The organism is Oleiphilus sp. HI0128 (assembly GCF_001635365.1).
In genome coordinates this window covers 1-22,397 of sequence record NZ_LWGG01000255.1, presented here as the reverse complement: position 1 = coordinate 22,397, position 22,397 = coordinate 1, and the positions used below count along the sequence as shown (strand labels likewise).

The window sequence follows — 22,397 nt, the reverse complement described above, 5'->3', positions numbered from 1 at the left end:
CTGTACTTGAGCTTTTCTCGGATACCGGCCAATGCGACGATCGCTAGAGCCCAACCGACACCAGCACCCAAGCCATAGACCGTGCTCTCAGCAAGATTATAATCACGCTCAACCATAAATAGAGATGCACCCATGATCGCACAGTTTACTGTGATCAATGGTAGGAATACCCCAAGAGCGTTATACAGATCCGGGAAGTACTTATCCAAAACCATTTCTAGAATCTGTACCAAAGCAGCGATAACACCAATGTAAGTTAACAAACCTAAGAAACTCAGGTCTACATCAGGATAGCCCGCCCAAGCCAAGGCTCCATCTTTTAGAAGGTAGGTATAAATAAGATTATTTACAGGAACAGTGATTGCCAATACAACGACTACGGCAATACCTAGACCGGTTGCAGCTTGAATCTTCTTAGAAATCGCAAGGAAGGTACACATTCCCAAAAAGAATGCCAAAGCCATATTTTCAACAAATACAGCCTTAACAAATAGGCTTAAATAATATTCGATCATTAGAACGCCTCCTTAACAGAGTGAGACGAGATTTTGTAATCAGCAGGCTCTACCTGATCTTTCTTCCATTGCCTTAAGCCCCAAATAAGCAAACCGATGATAAAGAAAGCACTTGGAGGAAGCAGCAACATACCATTAGGTACATACCAGCCACCATTGTTAACGGTAGGCATAAGCTCGATGCCAAACAACATGCCTGAACCAAACAATTCACGTACAAAAGCGACTAATAGCAAAATAACGGCATATCCTAAACCATTACCTATGCCATCCAGGAAACTCATGCCTGGGCCATTTTGCATTGCAAACGCTTCAGCACGCCCCATTACGATACAGTTCGTGATAATCAAGCCCACAAAAACTGAAAGCTGCTTACTAAGTTCATAGGCATAGGCCTTGAGAACCTGATCAACAACAATTACCAACGAAGCAATGATAGTCATTTGAACAATGATTCGTATGTTCGAAGGTATTTGGCTACGAATTACGGATACAAACAAGTTAGATAGGCCACATACTGCACATACAGCCAAGCCCATAACAACCGATAGCTCCATACTAGTGGTAACGGCTAACGCAGAACAAATACCTAAGATTTGAAGTGCGATAGGGTTATTGCTAAAAACTGGTTCAAAAAGAACTTTTTTTGCTGTTACATCACTCATTCTTAAGCTCCTTCACGCAAGCGATTCAGGTACTTTTGGAATCCCTGCTCGCCAGTCCAATATTGAATAAGGTTAGTCACACCCACACTAGTCAAAGTAGCACCAGATAGACCGTCTACCATGTATTCGGCATCAGCTCGACTTTTATCAACTGCGCCTTTAATCAAGCCAAGCTTTGGCTGATCGCTAGACGCGAAGTCGTAGACCTTTTTACCCGGCCAAATCGCTTTCCAGCGCGGATTATCAACCTCACCACCCAAGCCAGGAGTCTCGGCATGCTCATAGAAGCCAAGCCCAACGACTGTATTAGCATCGCCCTCCAAAGCCAAGAAACCATGCAGTGTCGACCATAAGCCATAACCGCTTACAGGAAGAATGATCGTTTCAATCTTTCCGGCATCTTCAACCAAGTAGATCTTGGCGAACTTAACTCTACGCTTGATACCTGCAACGTCGTCAGCTCGCGAAAGAGTTGTTGAAAAGGCTGGATCTTTAGCCGCTTTTCTCTGGTCGTAATCAAGGACATTTTCCTTATTTACTGCAGAAGCCTCGACATATTCACCGCTATCCAAGTCAACCAACATTGGCTTAATCGCAGAGAAGGCATTCTCAATTTCAGTCGCCGAAGCGCCCTCAACCAATAAGCCTGCGGCAGCCAAAATATTAGCTTTAAGGTTTAGCGCCTTGTTCTTCTCTTGTATTGGCTTTAACAGTACAACAGAGCCCGCTACTACAATCGAACAGACAATACAGAGCAAAAATGCAACCGTAATAGTTTTTCCTACCGTTTCTTTACTAGACACGTGCCAATCTCCTCTTGATATTCGCTTGCATTACCAAGTGGTCAATATATGGTGCGAACAGGTTAGCGAACAATATTGCCAACATCATGCCTTCAGGGAATGCAGGGTTAACAACACGTATTAAAACAACCATTACACCGATGAGCGCACCAAATACAAACTTACCTTGGTTAGTCATTGATGCGGATACTGGGTCTGTTGCCATAAAAAACATCCCGAACGCAAAACCACCAATAACAAGATGCCAATAAAAAGGCATTGCAAACATAGGGTTAGTGTCAGAGCCGATCATATTGAAGATAAGTGACATTGCTGTCATACCACCAAATACACCAACAACGATACGCCAGGAAGCAATTTTGGTTGCAAGCAATGCAAAACCGCCAATCATAATCGCTAGCGTCGAAGTTTCACCAATTGAGCCCTGAATAAAGCCTAAGAACGCGTCGACCCATGAAACTGATTGGTTAAGACCTTCAATTCCGCTGGCTGCAACAATGCTTAGAGGCGTCGCGCCACTAAAGCCGTCGACAGCAGTCCAAACTGCGTCGCCCGAAATCTCGGCAGGGTATGCAAAGAACAAAAACGCACGACCAGTTAAGGCTGGGTTCAAGAAGTTCTTGCCTGTACCGCCAAAAATTTCCTTACCAACAACAACACCAAAGGAAATACCTAGAGCAACCTGCCACAAGGGGATATCAGCTGGAACGATTAAGGTAAATAGTATTGAAGTAACAAAAAAGCCTTCGTTAACTTCATGCTTACGCACGGTGGCAAACAACACTTCCCAAAAACCACCCACTACAAACACTGTCAGGTAGATAGGTATATAGTATGCTGCGCCATATACGAAGTTATGAAGAATATTTGACGCATCATGGCCAATGAAAAACATGCTATGCCAATCGGTTGGTATAGTACCCAGCCCAGCCGCTATAGCAGTATTTGCCTGGAAACCGACGTTCCAAATACCAAAAAACATAGCAGGGAATGCGCACAACCAAACCGTAATCATAATACGCTTAAGGTCGATACCATCTCTAACATGAGATGTGGTTTTGGTTACACTTGATGGCGAATAAAAAATGGTGTCAGCAGCTTCGTAAAGCGCATACCACTTCTCGTACTTGCCCCCTTTCTCGAAATGGGGCTCCATTTTATCTAAAACTGTTCTAAGTCCCATGATCAACCCTCAATTTCGATTCGAGTCAGATTCTCTCGTAGAATCGGACCGTACTCATACTTACCAGGACAAACATATGTGCAAAGCGCCAAATCTTCTTCATCTAGCTCTAAACAACCTAGAAGTTGTGCTTGCTCTGTATCACCTACAATCAGAGATCGTAGTAACTGAGTTGGCAAGATATCTAAAGGCATCACTTTTTCGTAAGCACCAACAGGAACCATTGCTCGATCACTACCATTTGTTGTGGTCGTAAAGTTGAACAATTTGGCAGGGTTAAGCTTAGAAAGGTAAATATTCATCACAGAGAACTTGTTGGCACCAGGAGATAACCAACCAATAAACTCACGCTCTTTTTGTTCATCAAGAACACTAACTTGCGAAGCATAGCGCCCTAAATAATCAACTGTAGCTCTTGCGGTCCGGCCACCAAAAACCGAACCTGAAATGGCTCTGGCAGAGGTTGAACTAAGTTCATTGCTCAGCAGCTCAGATATATTGGCACCCAATTGAGTTTTAACCAAGCGCGGTTTCTTAACAGAAGGGCCAGCAATAGAAACAATCCGCTCTACATACAGTTCGCCAGTCGTGAAAAGCTTAGCGATCGCGATGACGTCCTGATAAGAAATAGTCCATACACTCTTACTATCGCTTACAGGATCAAGGTAATGGATGTGTGTTCCGGCATTACCAGCAGGGTGCGGGCCAGAAAACTCTTGCTTTTCTACGCGCGCGATGGCTGGTAGTTCGATGTTAGAACCAGCTTTAGTACAAACAAAAACCTTACCTTCAGTAAGTTTTTCAATAATACTTAAACCTTGACTAAAAGCCTCACCTTCGCCCGACAACACTACTTCAGGATCAGCAGCTAATGGGTTAGTATCAATTGCGGTAACAAATATTGAATTTGGCTGAGCAGTCAACTCAGGCACTTTACTATAAGGCCTAGTTCGAAATGCTGTCCAGACGCCAGATTCAACCAGATTCGATACGACTTGTTCACGAGTAAGACTTCCAAGATCTGAAGCGGAGTATTTTGCAAACTCTACTTTTTCATCACCAGATTTCTCGATTACAATCGACTGGAATACGCGCTTTTCGCCACGATTTACTTCAATAACCGTCCCGCTAGCTGGTGCAGTAAATTTCACACCTTCGGTTTTCTTATCTTCAAAAAGAAGTTGTCCCTTAGCTACCTTGTCACCAACCTGAACAGACATGGTTGGCTTCATACCAACATAGTCAAATCCAACTATAGCAACCTTGCTAATGGAATTTCCTTGGGTGATGCTTTGTTCGGGAGAACCGGATATTGGAAGATCGAGGCCTTTTTTAATATTGACCATTAATCCTGCCTTCTCATCAGAATTTGTGAATTTTCCGCCACGTTAGAATTTGTTCTGTTGAGTGCCATACAGTTAAAGCATTACCACTCGATTGCGGCGAACCTAAAATCGTGGACAATTATAGTGAGCCATTTAACATATTGCTACACTACGCACCAAAATTTACTTATATTCTACCCATTTAAAGTGCCAACCTGCTTAAAAAATCAACCCTAGCGTTTTAGCGTACAAATATAGGAGCACTAGATACTACCAACTAGGTAGACAAGATAAGTAAAGTAGTAAAAGTCAGCTTATACAAGAAAGAAAATAAAGGCGCCAACTGAACAGTTAGCGCCTGAAGGAAATATTAGACTCTAGCTCTTAGGGAAGACGGGATATTCTATGCCAGCCATTTGGTTGGCAATACGCACAACCTGCGCACTATAACCAAACTCGTTATCGTACCAAACATAAAGAACCAAACGCTTACCGCTTACGATAGTTGCATTCGAATCTACAATACCAGCACGACGTGAACCAACAAAGTCAGTTGAAACAACTTCATCTGAAGTCAGATAATCAATCTGCTTAGCCAAATCAGAATGCAGGGAAATATTACGCAAATAAGCATTCACATCTTCAACAGATGTAGCTTTTTCGATATTCAGATTTAGAATAGCCATTGAGACATTCGGAGTTGGAACACGAATCGCATTACCCGTCAAACGACCTTCCATCTTTGGAAGTGCCTTTGAAACAGCTTTTGCGGCACCTGTTTCAGTAATAACCATATTCAACGGAGCGCTACGACCACGACGACTACCTTTGTGATAGTTATCAATCAAGTTCTGGTCATTTGTGTAAGAATGGACAGTCTCTACGTGGCCATCAATGACACCAAATTCATCATCAATCGCCTTAAGAACAGGCGTAATAGCATTAGTTGTACAAGATGCTGCAGACAAAATCTGATCATCGTTTGCGATATCACCGTTATTGATGCCATAAACGATATTCTTAATGTCACCCTTACCTGGCGCAGTTAGAAGCACCTTAGCAACGCCTTTAGACTCAAGATGTCTACCTAGACCAGCTTCATCTCTCCAGATACCGGTATTATCAATAACGATTGCATTATTGATTCCGTATTGCGTGTAGTCGACCTGATCCGGACCGCCAGAATAAATTACCTGGATAGCATTTCCGTTAGCGATCAATAGATTGTTTTCAGAATCGACCGTGATTGTACCTTCGAATGGGCCATGCACCGAGTCTCGACGAAGCAAGCTGGCGCGTTTCTCTAGATCGTTTTTAGCACCGCCATCGCGAACGACAATTGCACGTAAACGCAGATTATTTCCACCGCCCGCTTTCTCAATCAAAATACGCGCAAGTAAGCGACCGATTCGACCAAAACCGTACAACACGACATCTTTGGTATTTTCAGAAGCTGCTTTGCTAGCCTCTTCACTGTAGCCACCAACAACGTCGGATAACTCTGCTTTGACAAACTCTTCTAAACTAACATCATTGGTTTGTTCAGCAAAGCGAACGGCGAGCTTACCAACGTCAACACGAGCATGACCAAGCTCAAGCTCATCCATCACCTTTAATACCGCATAAGTATCGTGGACAGATAATTCTTTCTCTTCCACCTGGCGAACGAAACGATGTGACTTAAGAATTCCGATTACTGACTGGTTAATAACAGCACGACCATAGATGGACGTAACAATATTATTACGACGGTACAAACGACCAATTAATGGAATCATCGCCTCTGCAGTCGCTTCACGACTCTTCCAATCTGAAAAACAGTTATCAATCACTTCATTGCTCACGCTTAACACCTCTATTTGTTTATGCGTCAAATCAGGGCCGCTATTATCCAGATATATAGTTCAGCGTGCAACGCTTTGTGGTTAAATTAAGGCATACACGTCTTAATCCGGGTCAATTAGCAACAAAATACATTAAATATGCCGCACATATTTCCGTTATAAGTTAAAACAGCTAAAATCAATGAATAACAATCATAAGCCTATCAAGAGTAAAAAACGTGGCCGATACAAATGCGCTTGTCGTAGATGACTCATCTACTTCAAGAATGCTACTAACAAAAATTCTTAGAAAAATGGATATCCAATGCGAGCAAGCCTCATCGGGCGAGGAAGCACTATCTCAACTTGGATGGTTTCACCCGGACTTTATTTTTCTAGATCACTTAATGCCTGGTATGGATGGCTTTGACACTCTGAAAGCCATTAAGTCAAACCCAGACACACAAAACATTCCCGTCATTATGTACACCTCACAGCATGCTCATAAATATTATGAAGAAGCTCACGCCCTGGGCGCTGCAGGCGTTATATCCAAGCAAATTGATCGCGATAAGTTATATTTAATGATCAGTCGAATCTGCTTGAAGCCCAAAGATGACGATAAAGACGTCCCTACTGTCTACCAGGAAGTACAAAAAAACCTTGAAACCTCAATTGCCGACATGTCGAACAGCAAAATTTTAGCGCGAGTATCGACATTAGAAACCGCATATGAAGAGCTTCACGAGGAAAATAGAAACCTAAAACTAGAACTCGCGCAATCTAAAGCTGATAGCGAGGAGCTTCGATTAAAGTCACAAAACTTTACTCCTTCTCAGATAGTCATCACACTATTTCTCGCACTAGCCTTGTTTGGCACAACGTTTACTTGGTTTACAACGCAGCGCATTGAATCAAACTTTGCCAGCACTCAGACTCGCCTTAACTTGATGGATGGATTGGTCGAGGAAATAATTGATTACCTTGAAAACAACTCGCCTTCTAATCAGTAGATATGGATATTGACGTACGTGGAAACTAAGACATCAAAGCAAAAACAGCCCGACCTCGATAAAATTTATCCACGACTTAAATTTTTGATCATTGACGATTTTGAAAGCTTCCGTTCATCGTTGCGCCTCATGCTATCGTCTTTTGGCGCTGTACATGTCGACATTGCCTATTCTGCCGAAGATGCCTTAGAAAAATGCCGCTTTAACTTCTATGACATAGTATTATGTGATTTCAACCTTGGTGCAGGCAAGAACGGCCAACAGGTTCTTGAAGCACTTCGCGTAAACAAGCGCCTCAAACACATCCATTTATTTGTTATGGTTACTGCAGAAACAGCTAAAGATGTTGTTCTCGGCGCACGCGAGTACCAACCCGACGCCTACATTGCAAAACCAATTACGCGCACAGTATTAGAGAAGCGCCTTGGTCAACTGGTAATGCAACAACGAACACTAAAGCCTATAAATAAGGAACTTGATCTAGAGAACTACCCCAAGGCTATCAGCCAGTGCTTGGCACTAATCAATGATAAGTCACGATACTCTTCTTGGTGCCACCAAACATTGGGCCAACTTTACCTACAAATTGGCGACACACAAAGCGCAATCAGGCTGTATGAGTCAATTATCGCAAAGCGCGAAATACCGTGGGCATCGCTAGGGCTGGCGCAAGCTCAATTAGCAAATCAAGACTACTCACCTGCCCTGGAGAACTTTAAGGCGGCACTTAAACTTAACCCCTACATGGTTGAAGCATATGACGGTCTCGCAGCTTGCTACGAGAAACTGAATCAACCACAGAAAGCACAAGAATCACTTGAGTCAGCAGTTGAAATGTCGCCCAGAGTAATTCTACGTCATGAGAAACTAGGCAAGCTATGTCAAAAGAATCAAGACATTGAAAGCGCAACAGAGGCATACAGGAAAGCTATTCGATATGGCGAACACTCAATACATGAAAAAGCTGACAACTACCTAAACCTTGGCCGCTGCTTATCCGAAAGGTCATCGGGAGACCTTAGTGATTCTGGCAAAACACATGCGGACGAAGCGATACAAGTTCTAAACGAATTAACACATAAATTTTCGACTGACGAACAGGCCTGCCTCAATGCAACGCTTATCGAGGCTCGAGTATTTAATGGTCAGAACAATGCCGAAGCAGCACAGGAAAAACTTCATCAAGCAGAGTGCATGATTGAAGAAGAGAAGCTCTCAGCGGAAATTGGCATCGAGCTAGCAAAGACACTCTACTCCTTAAACGAGCTTGAACGTGCCGAGAAACTCTTAATCACACTCGCTGAGCGATTCAGTAACGACCCCGAAGCGCTAGCGCAAATTGAAAGCCAGCTTGACGAACCCGAAAGCTTAGTGGCCAAAAAGCAAGCAAAACGCCTTAATAAATCAGGTATTGAGCAGTTTGAACAAGGCCAACTTGCACAAGCTGCTGAAGCATTCAAAGAAGCGCTCAAGCATACACCAAGACACGCAGCCTTGAATCTTAATCTAGCTCAAGTTGTAACGAAGCTATTTAAAGAAACTGCTGACCATAGCTTATTAAAGCTTGCAGAGCAGTCCCTTGAAAAAATAAACAACATACCCGAACAGCATAACCAATACCGAAGGCTTAAACACCTCGAGAAGCAAGTAGCAGAACTTCAATCCAAAAAACAAAATTGAACGAGTACAGTATCATGAGTAAAGACAAACAACCCGATTTCTCGATGATTATCGCCTCAGCTGTCCACGACATGAAAAATTCGCTCAGCATGCTACTACACTCCGTAGATCAGATGTGCGAAGAACTGCCTGAAGAGTGGCAACAAAGAAACAATACGACTGTCGTAAAATATGAGGCTGAACGTGTAAATAGCTACCTTGTACAGCTACTTGGCTTATATCGCCTGCAGAATGAAATGCTATCATTACATATCGATGAGTGCTTTGTTCACGACATCCTGGACGAGCAATCCGCACACTATTCGCCAATGCTCAAAGATAAAAATATTGAACTCGAAATCACCTGTGATCCAAATATATCTTGGTATTTTGATAGGGAGGTAATTTTGGGCGTTCTTAATAACGCGCTAAATAATGCTTCACGCTATACCAAATCGATCATTGAAATCGTCGCCTACATCAAAGATGATGACCTGATTATAGAAATACATGATGATGGAATCGGTTATCCTGACGAGCTATTGCAAGCCTCACCAGGAGAAGTAATAAATAACATTAACTTTCAAACTGGCAGCACCAGCCTGGGAATATATTTTGCTGAAATGGTCACTAAACTTCACACACAAAATGACAAGCAAGGGTCTATCAAGTTATCAAATGGAGGCAGACACGGAGGGGGAGTCTTCACGGTAGCACTTCCCTAAATCAAATTGCCAAGCCAGCCTAGATTTTTCTTACTCAATAGGTGGGAGGTATTCTTTAAACAGTGCGCTGCCAAGCGATGCACCGGTAACATCAGAAAGCCCCCACACTGAAAGTATTCTGCCGTCACGTAGCAAGGCATTTTGCCTCAAGGTTAACACTTCGGCACCTGATGTCTCTTGAACAATCGTACTTTCACTCAGCCACACCTTAGACAACTTAGAATATTGTCTTGTCTTGATTTTTGGGTGGAACGAAGTATTCTGAACCCAACTTAAGACACCGTTACCTTCATAGTCAAAGTTTAGTAAAGGGCTGGTAACCGGTCTCTCAGAACCAGATCCAGTAACTGGAATGTCTTCAGCAGTAGAAAAGCCAGAGCCGGGATGATAAGAACGAACTGTAAGACTGTTCACACCATCGTCGAACAGCATTGACCAAGCCACAAATAACTCGTTCAAATTATTGTGGGCCAGAGTAAACTCACTAACGCTTGCCGAGTCATCATATTCAATCTTTTTAGCATCTTCCCACTCTCCGCTAGCGTTACGATTAAGCATTAGATCATATCGACCTCCAGAAGATTGACGCCAAGCAACGTAGAGATCGCCATTATCAGAAATTGAGGGTTTAGGTTGAACCGCAAAGTGTGTTTCTGCACCAACAACATCAACAAACTGTGTTTCATCACTGCTCAGAGTTGCATCACTTGATACATTGAATCTTCTTGCTCTAACTCTGTCGAAGCCCGACACTTCCTGTGACCACACCACCACACCAAGACCTGAGGAACTAAGAGATAATTCAAGGTCTTGGGCGTCTCCCAAAACATCGGCTCCTGATACTGTATCAATATAAATTGGAGCGCCAAACCCCAAACCATTAAACCCGGTAATAAAATTAAAAGAAAGCAGCCTTACACGCTGAACACCGGCAGAGCTTTGTTGAATGAAACCACCAACAACCCCTCCAGAATCACTTAAGCTAAAACTGGTATTTCTAACCTCACCATCAACAGAAGACCCACTTAAAAGATCTCGTGGCCCGCTCCATGCATTCCCATCAAACATGTTAACCCATGCTGTCAGCTGTGCGTCAGGAGACCTTGGCTGAATCCATATAACGACCGCATGCCCCAGCTCATTAATAGCGATTTCTGGAGAGTAAACGCTACCAAGACCAGCACTATCCAACCTTAATGAGTTAACGCAGGAAGAATCAAGAGAGTCAGGATTCTTGCGGCAATGCCGTGAAGCAGACTCAGTTCCGGGTAGAACCCAGACTTCCTGATCCGCTAGATATTGACTTGCCCAAATCTGTGTCACACCTTCAACACTCTGCTTCCAAACCAATAAAGTAGTGCCACTTTGACTACTTTGGATAATCGGCTCAAAGCTGTCCCCTTGATGAAAGACTGCCTGTGTACCCTCTTCATTCAAGTACTTGAAATTAAGAGTTTCGGACTCGTGCCATACGCCAGACTCCGTCGTAAACGCGACCCTCTCCCCGCCTTCAAGAAAATTACGCTCATCCTCACTTGTTGACAAATCATCTTCCACTAAATCATGTACGTCTGATTCCACTTGAAGAGTATAAGTGTTATGTAAGGCAAAACGACCACTACTCAGCCCTAATGTTAACTCAGTAGCGTCAACATCAATCAATTTACCGCTTTCTTCATCTGGTACTTTTGACTCCCCAGGGACAGTACTGTGAGAAATATTTATTTCTCGCTCAACAGGCTCTGTAATTGAGTCAGGATCGAAACTACCAGAATAAATACCAACTCGATTATCAAGTAAAGAATCTATATTCATTTTCTCACTAAATAACACAGTTGGATTTAAGTCCACGCCGTAGCTTATCTCTTCAGAATCAGGAGTGATGCGAACAATAGTCGGTGCAGTAGTATCGGTGGCAGCCTCAGGCAGACTACGAGTACCATCGCTATCACAGGCAGAAAGGCCCGAAAGAAAAATAACAACCAGGAGTATTAGTTTATTTTTCCCGGCTCTTAGGTAGTGAGAGTGCATTTAAACTCCATATAAATACAATAGTAGAAATGAATCAGGCATTTATACCATGTACCAGATGAACGCTCTATGGTTTACTTCCAAGATTGTGCGACAAGTAACAGCTTCGCTTAGAAAATATTGGACAGTTTGAGTATAAAAGTTTTAATGAGGGCTTTTTTAAACGCAATGAGAAAAAAGGCCTGAATAAATTCAGGCCCTTACCAAGGTTAAGATATCTTCGGAGCCAAAGAACCGTCTTGGTACTGTGCAAACATTGAATCAAGACTTTGAGCCTTAATCTTATCAGCACGACCAGCTGTTCCGAACGCTTCGTATCGAGCAACTACAATTTCTTTCATCGCACTTACAGTTTCTTTTAGATACTTTCTAGGGTCGAATTCTGCTGGATTCTGTGCCATAAAGCGACGCACAGCACCAGTAGAAGCCAGACGTAGATCGGTATCAATATTTACCTTACGAACGCCATATTTTATGCCCTCTACAATCTGCTCTACAGGGACACCATAGGTTTCAGGAATTTCGCCGCCGTACTCGTTAATAACAGCAAGCCATTCTTGAGGTACAGAGGATGAACCATGCATTACCAGGTGCGTACCAGGAATACGTTCATTTATCGCTTTAATACGGTCAATAGCCAAAATATCACCAGTAGGTGGACGCGTGAACTTATACGCGCCATGGCTTGTACCACATGCAATCGCTAACGCATCAACACCAGTTTGCTTAACAAAATCTGCTGCCTCTTCTGGATCAGTTAACATCTGATCGTGACTAAGTGTACCTTCAGCACCAACACCATCTTCTTCACCTGCCTGGCCAGTTTCTAAAGACCCCAAACAGCCAAGCTCACCTTCAACAGAAACACCGCAAGCATGCGCCATTTCAACAGTGCGCTTTGTGACGTCAACGTTATATTCGTAGCTGGAAGGTGTTTTGCCATCGTCCATCAGCGAACCATCCATCATCACTGAAGAAAACCCAAGTTGAATCGAGCGCTGGCAAACTGCTGGAGAAGTACCGTGGTCCTGATGCATACAAACAGGAATGTGCGGGAATTCTTCGATAGCCGCCAAAATAAGATGACGCAAAAAAGGTGCTCCGGCATATTTACGAGCACCGGCTGAAGCCTGCACTATCACAGGACTATTTGTTTGATCAGCTGCTTCCATAATAGCGCGCATCTGCTCAAGGTTATTTACGTTAAACGCTGGAACTCCGTAGTCATACTCTGCAGCATGATCAAGTAGTTGTCGCATACTAATTAATGCCATGATTATCTCCGGTTAAAACATGGATTGAATTTATGAGCTTGCGCGCTCTATTAACATTGCTACTGCAGGTAAAGTCTTACCTTCTACAAATTCTAAAAAGGCACCGCCACCCGTAGAAATATACGAAACCTTATCTGCGATTTCATACTTATCGACAGCAGCCAAGGTGTCGCCACCACCTGCTATTGAGAATGCATCACTATCAGCGATGGCTAATGATAGCGCTTTAGTGCCCGCACCAAACTGGTCGAACTCAAACACGCCTACTGGCCCATTCCAAATTATCGTACCCGCACTTTTCAGTATTTCCGCCAAGCTCTCAGAGGTTGCCGGGCCGATATCAAAAATCATATCGCCTTCATCTACCTCATCAGAATTTTTCGTTGTCGCAACTGCAGACTCTGAAAACTCACTACCAACCACGACGTCTGTAGGCAATGGGATATGAGTCTTTTCGCTAAGAGCTTTAGCCTTGGGAATTAAATCTTCCTCACACAAAGACTTACCAACAGCCTTGCCATCAGCAGCTAAAAAGGTATTAGCAATACCGCCACCGACAATTAGCTGGTCAACAATATCAGAAAGTGACTCAAGCACTGTTAATTTAGTGGAGACTTTGGAACCACCAACAATAGCAACTAAAGGTCGCTTAGGTTCTTTTAATGCTTTTCCTAAAGCATCCAGTTCAGCAGCAAGCAAAGGGCCTGCGCAGGCAACAGGGGCAAATTTGCCGACACCATGCGTAGATGCTTGTGCGCGATGAGCGGTTCCGAAAGCATCCATCACATAAATATCACAAAGCTTTGCATAGGCCTTTGACAAAGCCTCATCATCTTTCTTTTCACCAACGTTAAATCTAACATTTTCAAATAACACAACGTCGCCGTCATTCAGACCGTCTGTATCCTGCCAATCTTTTAGTACTGGAATATCTTTACCGAGCAGATCGGACATATGACTAGCAACGGGCGCCAGTGAAAAAGCCTCATCATACTCACCCTCAGTTGGTCGACCCAAATGAGACATAAGCATTACTTTAGCGCCGGCTTCCATAGCATGCTTGATTGTAGGCAATGACGCTCGAATACGTGCATCACTCGTTACCTTTCCATCTTTAACTGGAACATTCAAATCTTCGCGAATCAAAACCCTCTTTCCTTTAAGGTCGAGATCCATCATTTTAAGAACAGACATATAATCTCCCATATAACATTGCGGCCCTGCAAAAAGTCACTTTGCAAGCCAATATCTAGCAACATCGAGCATACGGTTTGCGTATGCCCATTCATTATCAAACCAAGTCAAAACCTTGATCAAACGTCCGCCACTCACTCTTGTCTGACTACCATCAACAATTGTTGAGTGAGTATCACCAACAAAATCACTCGACGCTAACGGCTCTTCGGTGTAGTGGAAAATACCAAATTTATCGGCACCAGCCTTTTCGGCTAACAATGCGTTCACATCATTAGTATTAACGGCCATATCTACATACAACGATAACTCTATCGCTGAAACATTAATCGTAGGGACTCGCATAGCAGTCGCAGTTAATTTACCTTTCAAGTCAGGCAAAATACGCTCAACACCTTTCGCCAAACCTGTGTCGACGGGAACCACATTGTTCATCGAGCTTCGAGTACGCCTAAGATCCTGATGATGATAGGCATCGATCGTTGGCTGATCATTCATAGCGGAGTGAATAGTGGTAAGCGAACCAGCTACAATACCGAAGCGTTCATCTATAGCACTCAATACTGGCACAACAGCATTACTAGTACATGACGCACACGAGGCGATTATGTCGCCACTATCTAAGCCAAAATGATTTACACCATAGATCACTGTCTTATCGAAGCTTTCATCACCTGGTTGAGAAACAAGCACGCGCCCGGCACCAGACTCCAAATGACCGGAAACCTGCTTAAGAGAACTAAAGCGACCAGTACACTCCATGACTAAATCTATACCCAGATCCTCCCAAGGAAGCATGCTAGGTTGCGAAAAACGTGTTAAGGCAATTAGGTCGTTCCCGACAACCATCTTCGAGTCACCCTGGACATCAACTGAAAGCGGGAATCTACCAAATGTCGTGTCGTACCGGGTCAAATAAGCAATCGTATCAGCATCTGCAAGCTCATTAATAGCGACAAACTTTATCGAATCGTCACCAACAGAACGGCCTTTCGACCGTTCATAGCTAGCACGCAACAAAGACTGCCCAATACGACCATAGCCATTAATTGCGACACGATAAGTCATTCAGAGCGTCCGATACCTTCAAGGCTCACTATAAGGTCGTGCATTTATAGCAAATCTTCGGCAACATTTAGGATGTTATCAACAGTGAAGCCGAACTCCTCAAACAACTGTCCTGCAGGTGCAGACTCGCCAAAACTATTCATGCCGATCACTCGTCCGTCAATACCCACATACTTGTACCAGTAATCGGCGATCGCTGCCTCAATAGCAATACGCGCAGGAACCTCAAGAGGTAAAACAGACAGGCGATATTCGATATCTTGCTGATCAAAAACATCAGTACAAGGCATAGAAACAACTCGGACATTAACTTCACGCTTAGTAAGTTCGTCTGCAGCAGCAACTGCCAATCCTACTTCAGAACCTGTAGCGATCAGAATCAAATCTGGCAAGCCTTCACAGTCTTTCAAGATGTAACCACCACGCTCAATATTTGCAACTTGCTCTTTACTTCGCTCTTGGTGAACTAGGTTTTGCCGCGAGAAAATCAATGAAGATGGGCCATCGGCACGCTCAAGGGAATGCTTCCACGACACGGCTGACTCAACCGTATCACAAGGCCTCCAGCAGTTCATGTTAGGCGTTAGACGCAAACTTGAAATCTGCTCGACCGGCTGATGAGTTGGGCCATCTTCGCCCAGACCAATAGAATCATGTGTAAATACATAGATAGCACGCTGCTTCATGAGTGCAGACATACGTACAGCATTGCGTGCGTATTCCATAAAGATTAAGAAAGTAGCACCGTAAGGAACAAATCCGCCGTGTAAGGCGATGCCATTCATAATCGCAGCCATACCGAATTCACGAACGCCGTAATAAATATAGTTACCGGCCGCATCATTAGCTTCCAAGCCCTTACAGCCACTCCATAAAGTCAGGTTAGACGCAGCAAGATCAGCAGAGCCCCCCATTAATTCAGGAAGCATTGGACCAAACTGGTTCAAGGAATTCTGCGATGCCTTTCGGCTGGCAATCGTTGCACCATCTTCTTGCAACTGATTAATGTATTGATCTGCTTGTTTAGCAAAATCTTCTGGAAGCTCACCAGCTAAACGACGATTGAATTCGCTAGCAAGTTCTGGATATACCTCTGCGTATGCATCAAAACGAGCAGACCAATCTTTCTCAGCCTTGGAACCCGCTTCACGAGCATTCCAGCCATTATATATATCTTCGGGAATTTCAAAAGCACCATGAGCCCAGCCTAAGCGCTCACGAGTTGCAGCAATTTCATCATCACCCAACGGAGCACCGTGACAATCTTCTTTACCTTCTTTATTTGGCGAACCAAAACCTATTACTGTTTTACAGCAAATAATAGTTGGCTGAGTAGTATTACTTTTAGCTTCTTTAATGGCCGCCTCGATGGCATCAGCATCATGACCATCTACATTAGGAATAACTTGCCAGTTATAAGACTCGAAGCGCTTAGGTGTATCGTCAGAGAACCAACCTTCGACTTCACCGTCTATTGAAATGCCGTTATCATCATAAAAAAGTACCAATTTACCCAAGCCAAGCGTACCTGCTAAAGAACACACTTCGTGGGAAATACCTTCCATCAAACAGCCATCACCAGCAAATGTATAGGTGTAATGATCAACGATATTATGACCTTCACGGTTAAATTGCGCAGCAAGTGACTTTTCGGCTATCGCCATACCCACCGCATTAGAAATACCTTGACCAAGAGGGCCAGTGGTAGTTTCAACTCCGGGTGTGTATCCGTATTCAGGGTGACCTGGCGTTTTAGAATGTAGCTGTCGGAAGTTTTTAAGATCTTCAATACCCAGATCATAACCGCTTAAGTGCAGCAAAGAATAGATAAGCATTGAACCGTGGCCGTTGGACAATATAAATCGATCGCGATTTGGCCAAGACGGGTTCTGAGGGGTATGCTGTAAGTGGCCGTTCCATAACACTTCAGCAATATCAGCCATTCCCATTGGCGCGCCAGGATGGCCAGACTTTGCTTTTTGAACTGCATCCATACTTAACGCACGAATGGCATTTGCTAGTTCACGACGTGACGGCATTAAATTTCTCCCGAAAGATGATCTAAAAAAGCCGCCATTCTCGCTTAAATTACCCTATTGAGCAAATAAAACTTGAACAATAGGGTAATAATATTATGAAGCCTGGGAGGCCGAGTGAACCGTACTCTGGGCAAGGTCCAGCAACTCTCGCAACGCAACTGAATACATTGAAAACTCTGCATCTTCGGTAGCTTTGAATTCAGTGAGCATCTGACGCCATCGCGCCACAAGCTCATCATGCTGCTCCATCCATAAATCGACACGTTTATTTATGTCTTTCGGGGCATCATTCAACTTCAACAAACCGACAGTTAAAGCACGCTGCTGCCAGTCTAGATCTTCTCTGAAAGCTTCACGCGCTAGTGCTTGCCAGTGAGTTAAAGGCGTAAGTGCGTTAATTTGGTAGGAGAACCAAGTTAGCTCTAAGCGATTGCCCAGTAAGTAGTAAATTTTGGCAACCTGATCCAGAGAGCCATCACCCTCTTCCTGCGCCTCTATAATCCCAAGCGCAGAATACAAATGACTGGCCCCAGCGACAATACCTGCGAGCTTTTCCGGCACACCTTGCTCGACCAGGCTATCAAACTTATCTTGCCATAACTGGGCAGATGCGCCAGTCAGGTAACTTGGTAACGATTTAGCAATCTTGGCTATACCAGTTTTGAAACGGTCCATATTCTCAGTAACGTTTAATTCACTGCGACGATTTCTGATCAGCCAGCGACATGCTCTGCGCATTAAACTCATTAACTCAGCCATCATACTGTACTGGAGGTCACTGGAAATAAGGTAATCAAGATCCTCTATTTGCCCCCAAATATTTTCAAGGTCAAATACATCACGCGCGATAATATAAGCCAAAGCAACTGAAGAGGAGCTTGCACCTGTTGATTGCTTTAACCGCTCAACGAATGTAATCCCCATATGATTGACCATATCGTTAGCAACCTGCGTTGATATGATCTCTCTTCTTAAGCGATGATCATGAAGTTGAGCACCGTATTTCTTGACTATCTGTTGTGGGAAGGCGACCTCAATTTCATCACTCAAGTGGTCATCATCAGGAAGGTTCGAGTTAATAAGCTCTTCTTTAAGGTCACCTTTTACATAGGAGATAAGTACTGATAACTCGGGTCTTGTTAGCCCCATATCTAGAGACTTTCGCTCAGTGATATCGTCATCACAAGGCAGGAACTCAAGTTCACGATTCAGCTTTCCTGATGCTTCCATTGCATTGATCAGACGTCGATACTCTTCCATTCTTGGCATCGCATCTTTAAGCGCTATACTAATTGCTTGTGTTTGACGGTAGTTATTTTTTAAAACGAGATCAGACACGCTATCCGTCATGTCTGCTAACAGTTTATTTCTTTGCTTCTCAGTTAAGTCTCCATTCAGCAATATATCATTCAAGAGGATCTTTATATTCACTTCATGATCTGAGCAGTCTACGCCAGCCGCGTTATCGATAAAGTCTGTATTTAATTGCCCGCCACTCTGAGCATACTCAATACGAGAAAGCTGGGTCATACCCAAATTTCCGCCCTCACCGACTACTTTGGCTTTTAGCTCTTTACCGGTGATACGTAATACATCATTAGCCTTATCACCCACATCCGCGTGAGTTTCCTTGCTCGACATAATATAGGTGCCAATGCCGCCAAACCAAAGCAGGTCAACCTCTGCCTTTAGTATTCGATTTATCAAATCATTTGGAGCCAGGCGCGTTTCCTTTGTACCGATAAAGTCCTGCATTTGCTTCGAAAGTTCAATAGACTTAGAGGAACGTGAATAAATACCGCCACCTTCAGAAATCAGTTCTTTGTTATAGTCATCCCAGGTAGAGCCCTGCAGTTCAAACAAGCGCTTTCTCTCTGAAAAGCTTGTTGAAGGGTCCGGATCAGGATCAAAGAAAATGTGCATATGGTTAAATGCCGCTACTAGCTTGGTATGCTTGGATAGCAGCATGCCATTTCCGAAAACATCGCCTGCCATATCACCGATACCAATTGCAGTGAATGGCGTTGTTTGCGTATTAAGACCTAGCTCTCTGAAATGGCGCTGAACTGATACCCAAGCGCCTTTTGCAGTGATCCCCATTTTCTTGTGGTCGTAGCCGTGACTACCACCCGAAGCAAAGGCATCACCAAGCCAATGCCCCTTCTCCAAAGATATCTCATTCGCAATATCAGAGAAGGTTGCTGTGCCTTTATCCGCGGCAACTACGAGGTAATAATCGTCATCATCATGACATACGACTTCGGTCGGCTTAACCACTTCACCATTAACCAGGTTATCGGTTACATTAAGCATTCCGGTAATAAAGGTTTGGTAACACGCAATCCCTTCAGCGATGAAGCCTTTCCGGTCGCTTGGAAAATTCTTAGCAACGAAGCCGCCCTTCGCACCAACCGGAACGATAACAGCATTCTTAACTTGCTGAGCCTTAACCAAGCCTAAAACTTCAGTGCGATAATCTTCATAACGATCAGACCAACGCAAGCCACCACGAGCAACCTTCCCCCCACGCAAATGAACCCCTTCAACCCTGGGCGAATAAACAAATATCTCATACATTGGAACGGGCAAAGGAACGTTTGGAATTAAACGCGGCTGCAACTTATACGAAATATAACTTTTATCCGCACCACCGCTATCGTGCTGATAGAAGTTTGTACGCATCGTTGCTTTGATCAAATCAAGATATAAACGCAGAATCTTGTCTTCGGTCAGGTTATGTACATTGTTTAGCGCCTTGTAAAAGTTTTCTTCTATCTTATCTAGCAGCTTTAGATTCTTTGCAGATAAAGCGTTTGCACCGGGTTTAAAACGGTGTTCAAAATAGTCGCTAAGCAAGGCCGTGATTTCTACGTTTGACACCACCGTATTAGAAATAAACTCTTGAGAGTTGCTAACGCGAATCTGTTGCATATAACGGGAGTAAGATCGTAGCATCGCGATTTGACGCCAATTCATATAGGCACTGATTATTAACCTATTAAATCGGTCATTCTCTGCGTCTCCCTGCCACACTTTGATAAATAGCTCTTCGAAATTATCACGAATCTTCGAAATATCAATTGGCTTCTGATCGCTTGTCGTCAACATAAAATCATGTAACCACACCGTAGCTCCTTCACGATCAATACTTTCGTAAGGGTTCTCACCGATAACTCTCAGCCCCATATTTTCGAAGATAGGCATGACATCAGACAATGGGATCGGTTGATCAGCATGAAAAAGCTTAAAGTGAACGACTTTTTCATTTTCTTCTATCGTTCGATAAAAACTCATACCAATCGTATTTTCAGTTTTTACCTTTTCTATATTCTCGATATCGACCGCAGCTCTTCGAGGCGAAAACTCTTCTCGATAACTTGATGAAAAAGCGGATCTATAACGGTTGATATAAGTATTTGCTTTCTCTTCGCCGTAAGCATCAAACAAAGATTGCTCTAGATCGTCTTCCCAAGACTGAGCTACAGCAACAATTTTCTCTTCAATGTCAGCAACGTTAAACGCACTTCGGTCAAAATGTTCAACACGCAAGTTAATATGGGTTCGCGCAAGCACTGACTCAGATATAAATGTATTAAAGTCAGTATCAGCAGCACCTAAACTATCTTGTAAAATTCGCTGAATTTTAAGGCGAATATCCGTGCTATAGATTTCTCTTGGGACATAAGCCAAACATGAGACAAACTGGCTAAAAATATCCTCTCTTATAAATAGCCTTGTCTGCTTTCGCTCCTGTATATAAAGGGTTCCCATAATAACGTCGAGCAACTCATCCTTATCAATCTGGAACAGATCCTCCCGTGGAAAAACTATCAGAGACTGCAGAAGCTCCTTGCCCCGATAGTCCCGTATATTTAAACCCGAGTTTTCAGAAACGTAGCTGATTTTATTCCGCAACAAAGGAATGTTTGCAGGCGATTCAGAATACATTTTTGCGGTGTATAGGCCAATAAAACAACAGATACCGGCTAAATTGCCATCTTTATCAAAACGCTTTACACCAACACACTCTGGATAAACAGGTCGATGAACGGAGGACCGCTGAGAAGCCTTTGAGAAAAAGAACAAATTGCTACCGAAAATTTGTTGCTTAGAGGCTTTTGGCAACTTGTTCAGTTCTGACTTTTCGATAAAATCTACAAAGCGATGAACCAGCCCCAGGCCGCTTCCTTTAACGAGGTCGAAACTTTCACTTCTTCCCTCTTTCTTTAGGTCATAATCTACACAACCCAAGAAGATGAAGCGTTCATCCCCCATCCAGCGTAAAAACTCGCGCCCCTCTTCAATGTCTTCAGGCGCAATAGTTTTATAATTCTTTTCGGTTAGGTTTTCTATCAAGCTCTGTTTCTTGGTAAGCATATTTTCATAGTCGCCAACCATCGTTGAAACGTCTGACATCACTTCATTGATAGCCTTTAGCAAAGACTTCTGAGACGCTGAATCGCTATGCCGATCTATCTCGATAAATATAAGCGCTTCATCATTGCAGGTTGATTCTTTTGCGGCGGCACCACTTTTAAGGGATTCAATATCACCATTTTTTGCTCGTTCGCAACGGATATTTGCATACTGAATACTATGAATTTTGACCATGCGATTAGAAAGGATTAGCCTGATCGAATCGACAATAAACGGCATGTTTTCTTGAAGCACCACGAGTACAGTATGGGGTGACTGCCAATTATGGTCTTCAAGGTTCGGGTTAAAAACCTCAATTTTCGCCTTTGTACCTTTGTGCGATGAAGAAAACTTCCATGCCGACATAACAAGGCCGAGCATATCCGAGACTCTACGGTCTTCGAATTCCTCTATAAACGTGCTTGCGAAAAGCTGGTCGACAAACTGGGTAACCAACGCTCCCTGTTTGACACCTAACTTATCCTTAACAGAGTCTTTAATCTGGGAAATGAATTTTTTCTTACTTGTGGTATCAATAACCTTCATTATTATTTTCCGCCATTTCAATCAACAAAGCTCACAACTTACATTAGTTAAATGAATAATAGTTCATTGACAGGAAATTGCTTATTAATCATCTATCTATTAAGTTTAATCTTCGATT

At 43.4% G+C, this 22,397-nt stretch carries 15 protein-coding genes; 3 read left to right on the top strand and 12 right to left on the bottom strand.

Going from position 1 to position 22,397, the window contains the following annotated elements:
* From nqrE to A3763_RS03385, 6 genes are all read right to left on the bottom strand, one after another.
* Positions 1 to 515, bottom strand: a 515-nt coding sequence (gene nqrE / locus A3763_RS03410) for an NADH:ubiquinone reductase (Na(+)-transporting) subunit E (RefSeq protein WP_197482730.1), incomplete at its 3' end; no start/stop codon positions are given.
* A complete protein-coding gene (locus A3763_RS03405; RefSeq protein ID WP_068506475.1) occupies positions 515 to 1,180 on the bottom strand; it encodes an NADH:ubiquinone reductase (Na(+)-transporting) subunit D in 666 nt (221 codons plus the stop codon). The genes A3763_RS03405 and nqrE, both read right to left, overlap by 1 nt.
* Positions 1,181 to 1,182: 2 nt before the next feature.
* On the bottom strand, positions 1,183 to 1,983 hold the full coding sequence (locus A3763_RS03400) for a Na(+)-translocating NADH-quinone reductase subunit C (RefSeq protein WP_068506472.1): 801 nt from the start codon (positions 1,981 to 1,983) through the stop codon (positions 1,183 to 1,185).
* A complete protein-coding gene (locus tag A3763_RS03395; protein WP_068506469.1) occupies positions 1,976 to 3,166 on the bottom strand; it encodes an NADH:ubiquinone reductase (Na(+)-transporting) subunit B in 1,191 nt (396 codons plus the stop codon). The genes A3763_RS03400 and A3763_RS03395 overlap by 8 nt, the downstream gene beginning before the upstream one ends.
* Positions 3,167 to 3,168: 2 nt before the next feature.
* Entirely contained in the window at positions 3,169 to 4,512 is a 1,344-nt protein-coding gene (locus A3763_RS03390) for a Na(+)-translocating NADH-quinone reductase subunit A (RefSeq protein WP_068634568.1), read from the bottom strand.
* 356 nt (positions 4,513 to 4,868) lie between these two features.
* On the bottom strand, positions 4,869 to 6,335 hold the full coding sequence (locus A3763_RS03385) for a glyceraldehyde-3-phosphate dehydrogenase (RefSeq protein ID WP_068506464.1): 1,467 nt from the start codon (positions 6,333 to 6,335) through the stop codon (positions 4,869 to 4,871).
* Between the two features lie 218 nt (positions 6,336 to 6,553).
* On the opposite strand from A3763_RS03385, the gene A3763_RS03380 reads away from it, so the two are divergent.
* From A3763_RS03380 to A3763_RS03370, 3 genes are read left to right on the top strand one after another with little or no spacing between them, the layout of a single operon-like run.
* Positions 6,554 to 7,327 (top strand): PleD family two-component system response regulator, encoded by a 774-nt coding sequence (locus A3763_RS03380; RefSeq protein ID WP_068506458.1) that lies wholly within the window; start codon positions 6,554 to 6,556, stop codon positions 7,325 to 7,327.
* A gap of 18 nt (positions 7,328 to 7,345) precedes the next feature.
* On the top strand, positions 7,346 to 9,007 hold the full coding sequence (locus A3763_RS03375; RefSeq protein ID WP_082880359.1) for a tetratricopeptide repeat-containing response regulator: 1,662 nt from the start codon (positions 7,346 to 7,348) through the stop codon (positions 9,005 to 9,007).
* Positions 9,008 to 9,021: 14 nt separating this feature from the next.
* Positions 9,022 to 9,711 (top strand): sensor histidine kinase KdpD, encoded by a 690-nt coding sequence (locus A3763_RS03370; protein WP_068506457.1) that lies wholly within the window; start codon positions 9,022 to 9,024, stop codon positions 9,709 to 9,711.
* Positions 9,712 to 9,741: 30 nt separating this feature from the next.
* Here the strand turns inward: A3763_RS03370 and A3763_RS03365 are convergent, their stop codons facing one another.
* The 6 genes from A3763_RS03365 to A3763_RS03340 all read right to left on the bottom strand — a co-directional run bounded on the left by A3763_RS03365 (position 9,742) and on the right by A3763_RS03340 (position 22,279).
* Positions 9,742 to 11,742 (bottom strand): Ig-like domain-containing protein, encoded by a 2,001-nt coding sequence (locus A3763_RS03365; RefSeq protein ID WP_068506452.1) that lies wholly within the window; start codon positions 11,740 to 11,742, stop codon positions 9,742 to 9,744.
* 209 nt (positions 11,743 to 11,951) lie between these two features.
* A complete protein-coding gene (fba, locus tag A3763_RS03360) occupies positions 11,952 to 13,016 on the bottom strand; it encodes a class II fructose-bisphosphate aldolase (RefSeq protein ID WP_068506450.1) in 1,065 nt (354 codons plus the stop codon).
* Positions 13,017 to 13,046: 30 nt separating this feature from the next.
* Positions 13,047 to 14,210 (bottom strand): phosphoglycerate kinase, encoded by a 1,164-nt coding sequence (locus tag A3763_RS03355; RefSeq protein WP_068506448.1) that lies wholly within the window; start codon positions 14,208 to 14,210, stop codon positions 13,047 to 13,049.
* Between the two features lie 36 nt (positions 14,211 to 14,246).
* The gene (locus tag A3763_RS03350) at positions 14,247 to 15,278 is read right to left on the bottom strand and encodes a type I glyceraldehyde-3-phosphate dehydrogenase (RefSeq protein WP_068506446.1); all 1,032 of its coding nucleotides are present in this window, start codon (positions 15,276 to 15,278) and stop codon (positions 14,247 to 14,249) included.
* Positions 15,279 to 15,322: 44 nt separating this feature from the next.
* Positions 15,323 to 17,317: a transketolase gene (gene tkt, locus A3763_RS03345; RefSeq protein ID WP_068506441.1), complete on the bottom strand. Its 1,995-nt coding sequence runs from the start codon at positions 17,315 to 17,317 to the stop codon at positions 15,323 to 15,325.
* A gap of 93 nt (positions 17,318 to 17,410) precedes the next feature.
* A complete protein-coding gene (locus A3763_RS03340; protein WP_068634567.1) occupies positions 17,411 to 22,279 on the bottom strand; it encodes an NAD-glutamate dehydrogenase in 4,869 nt (1,622 codons plus the stop codon).
* Positions 22,280 to 22,397: the final 118 nt, after the last annotated feature.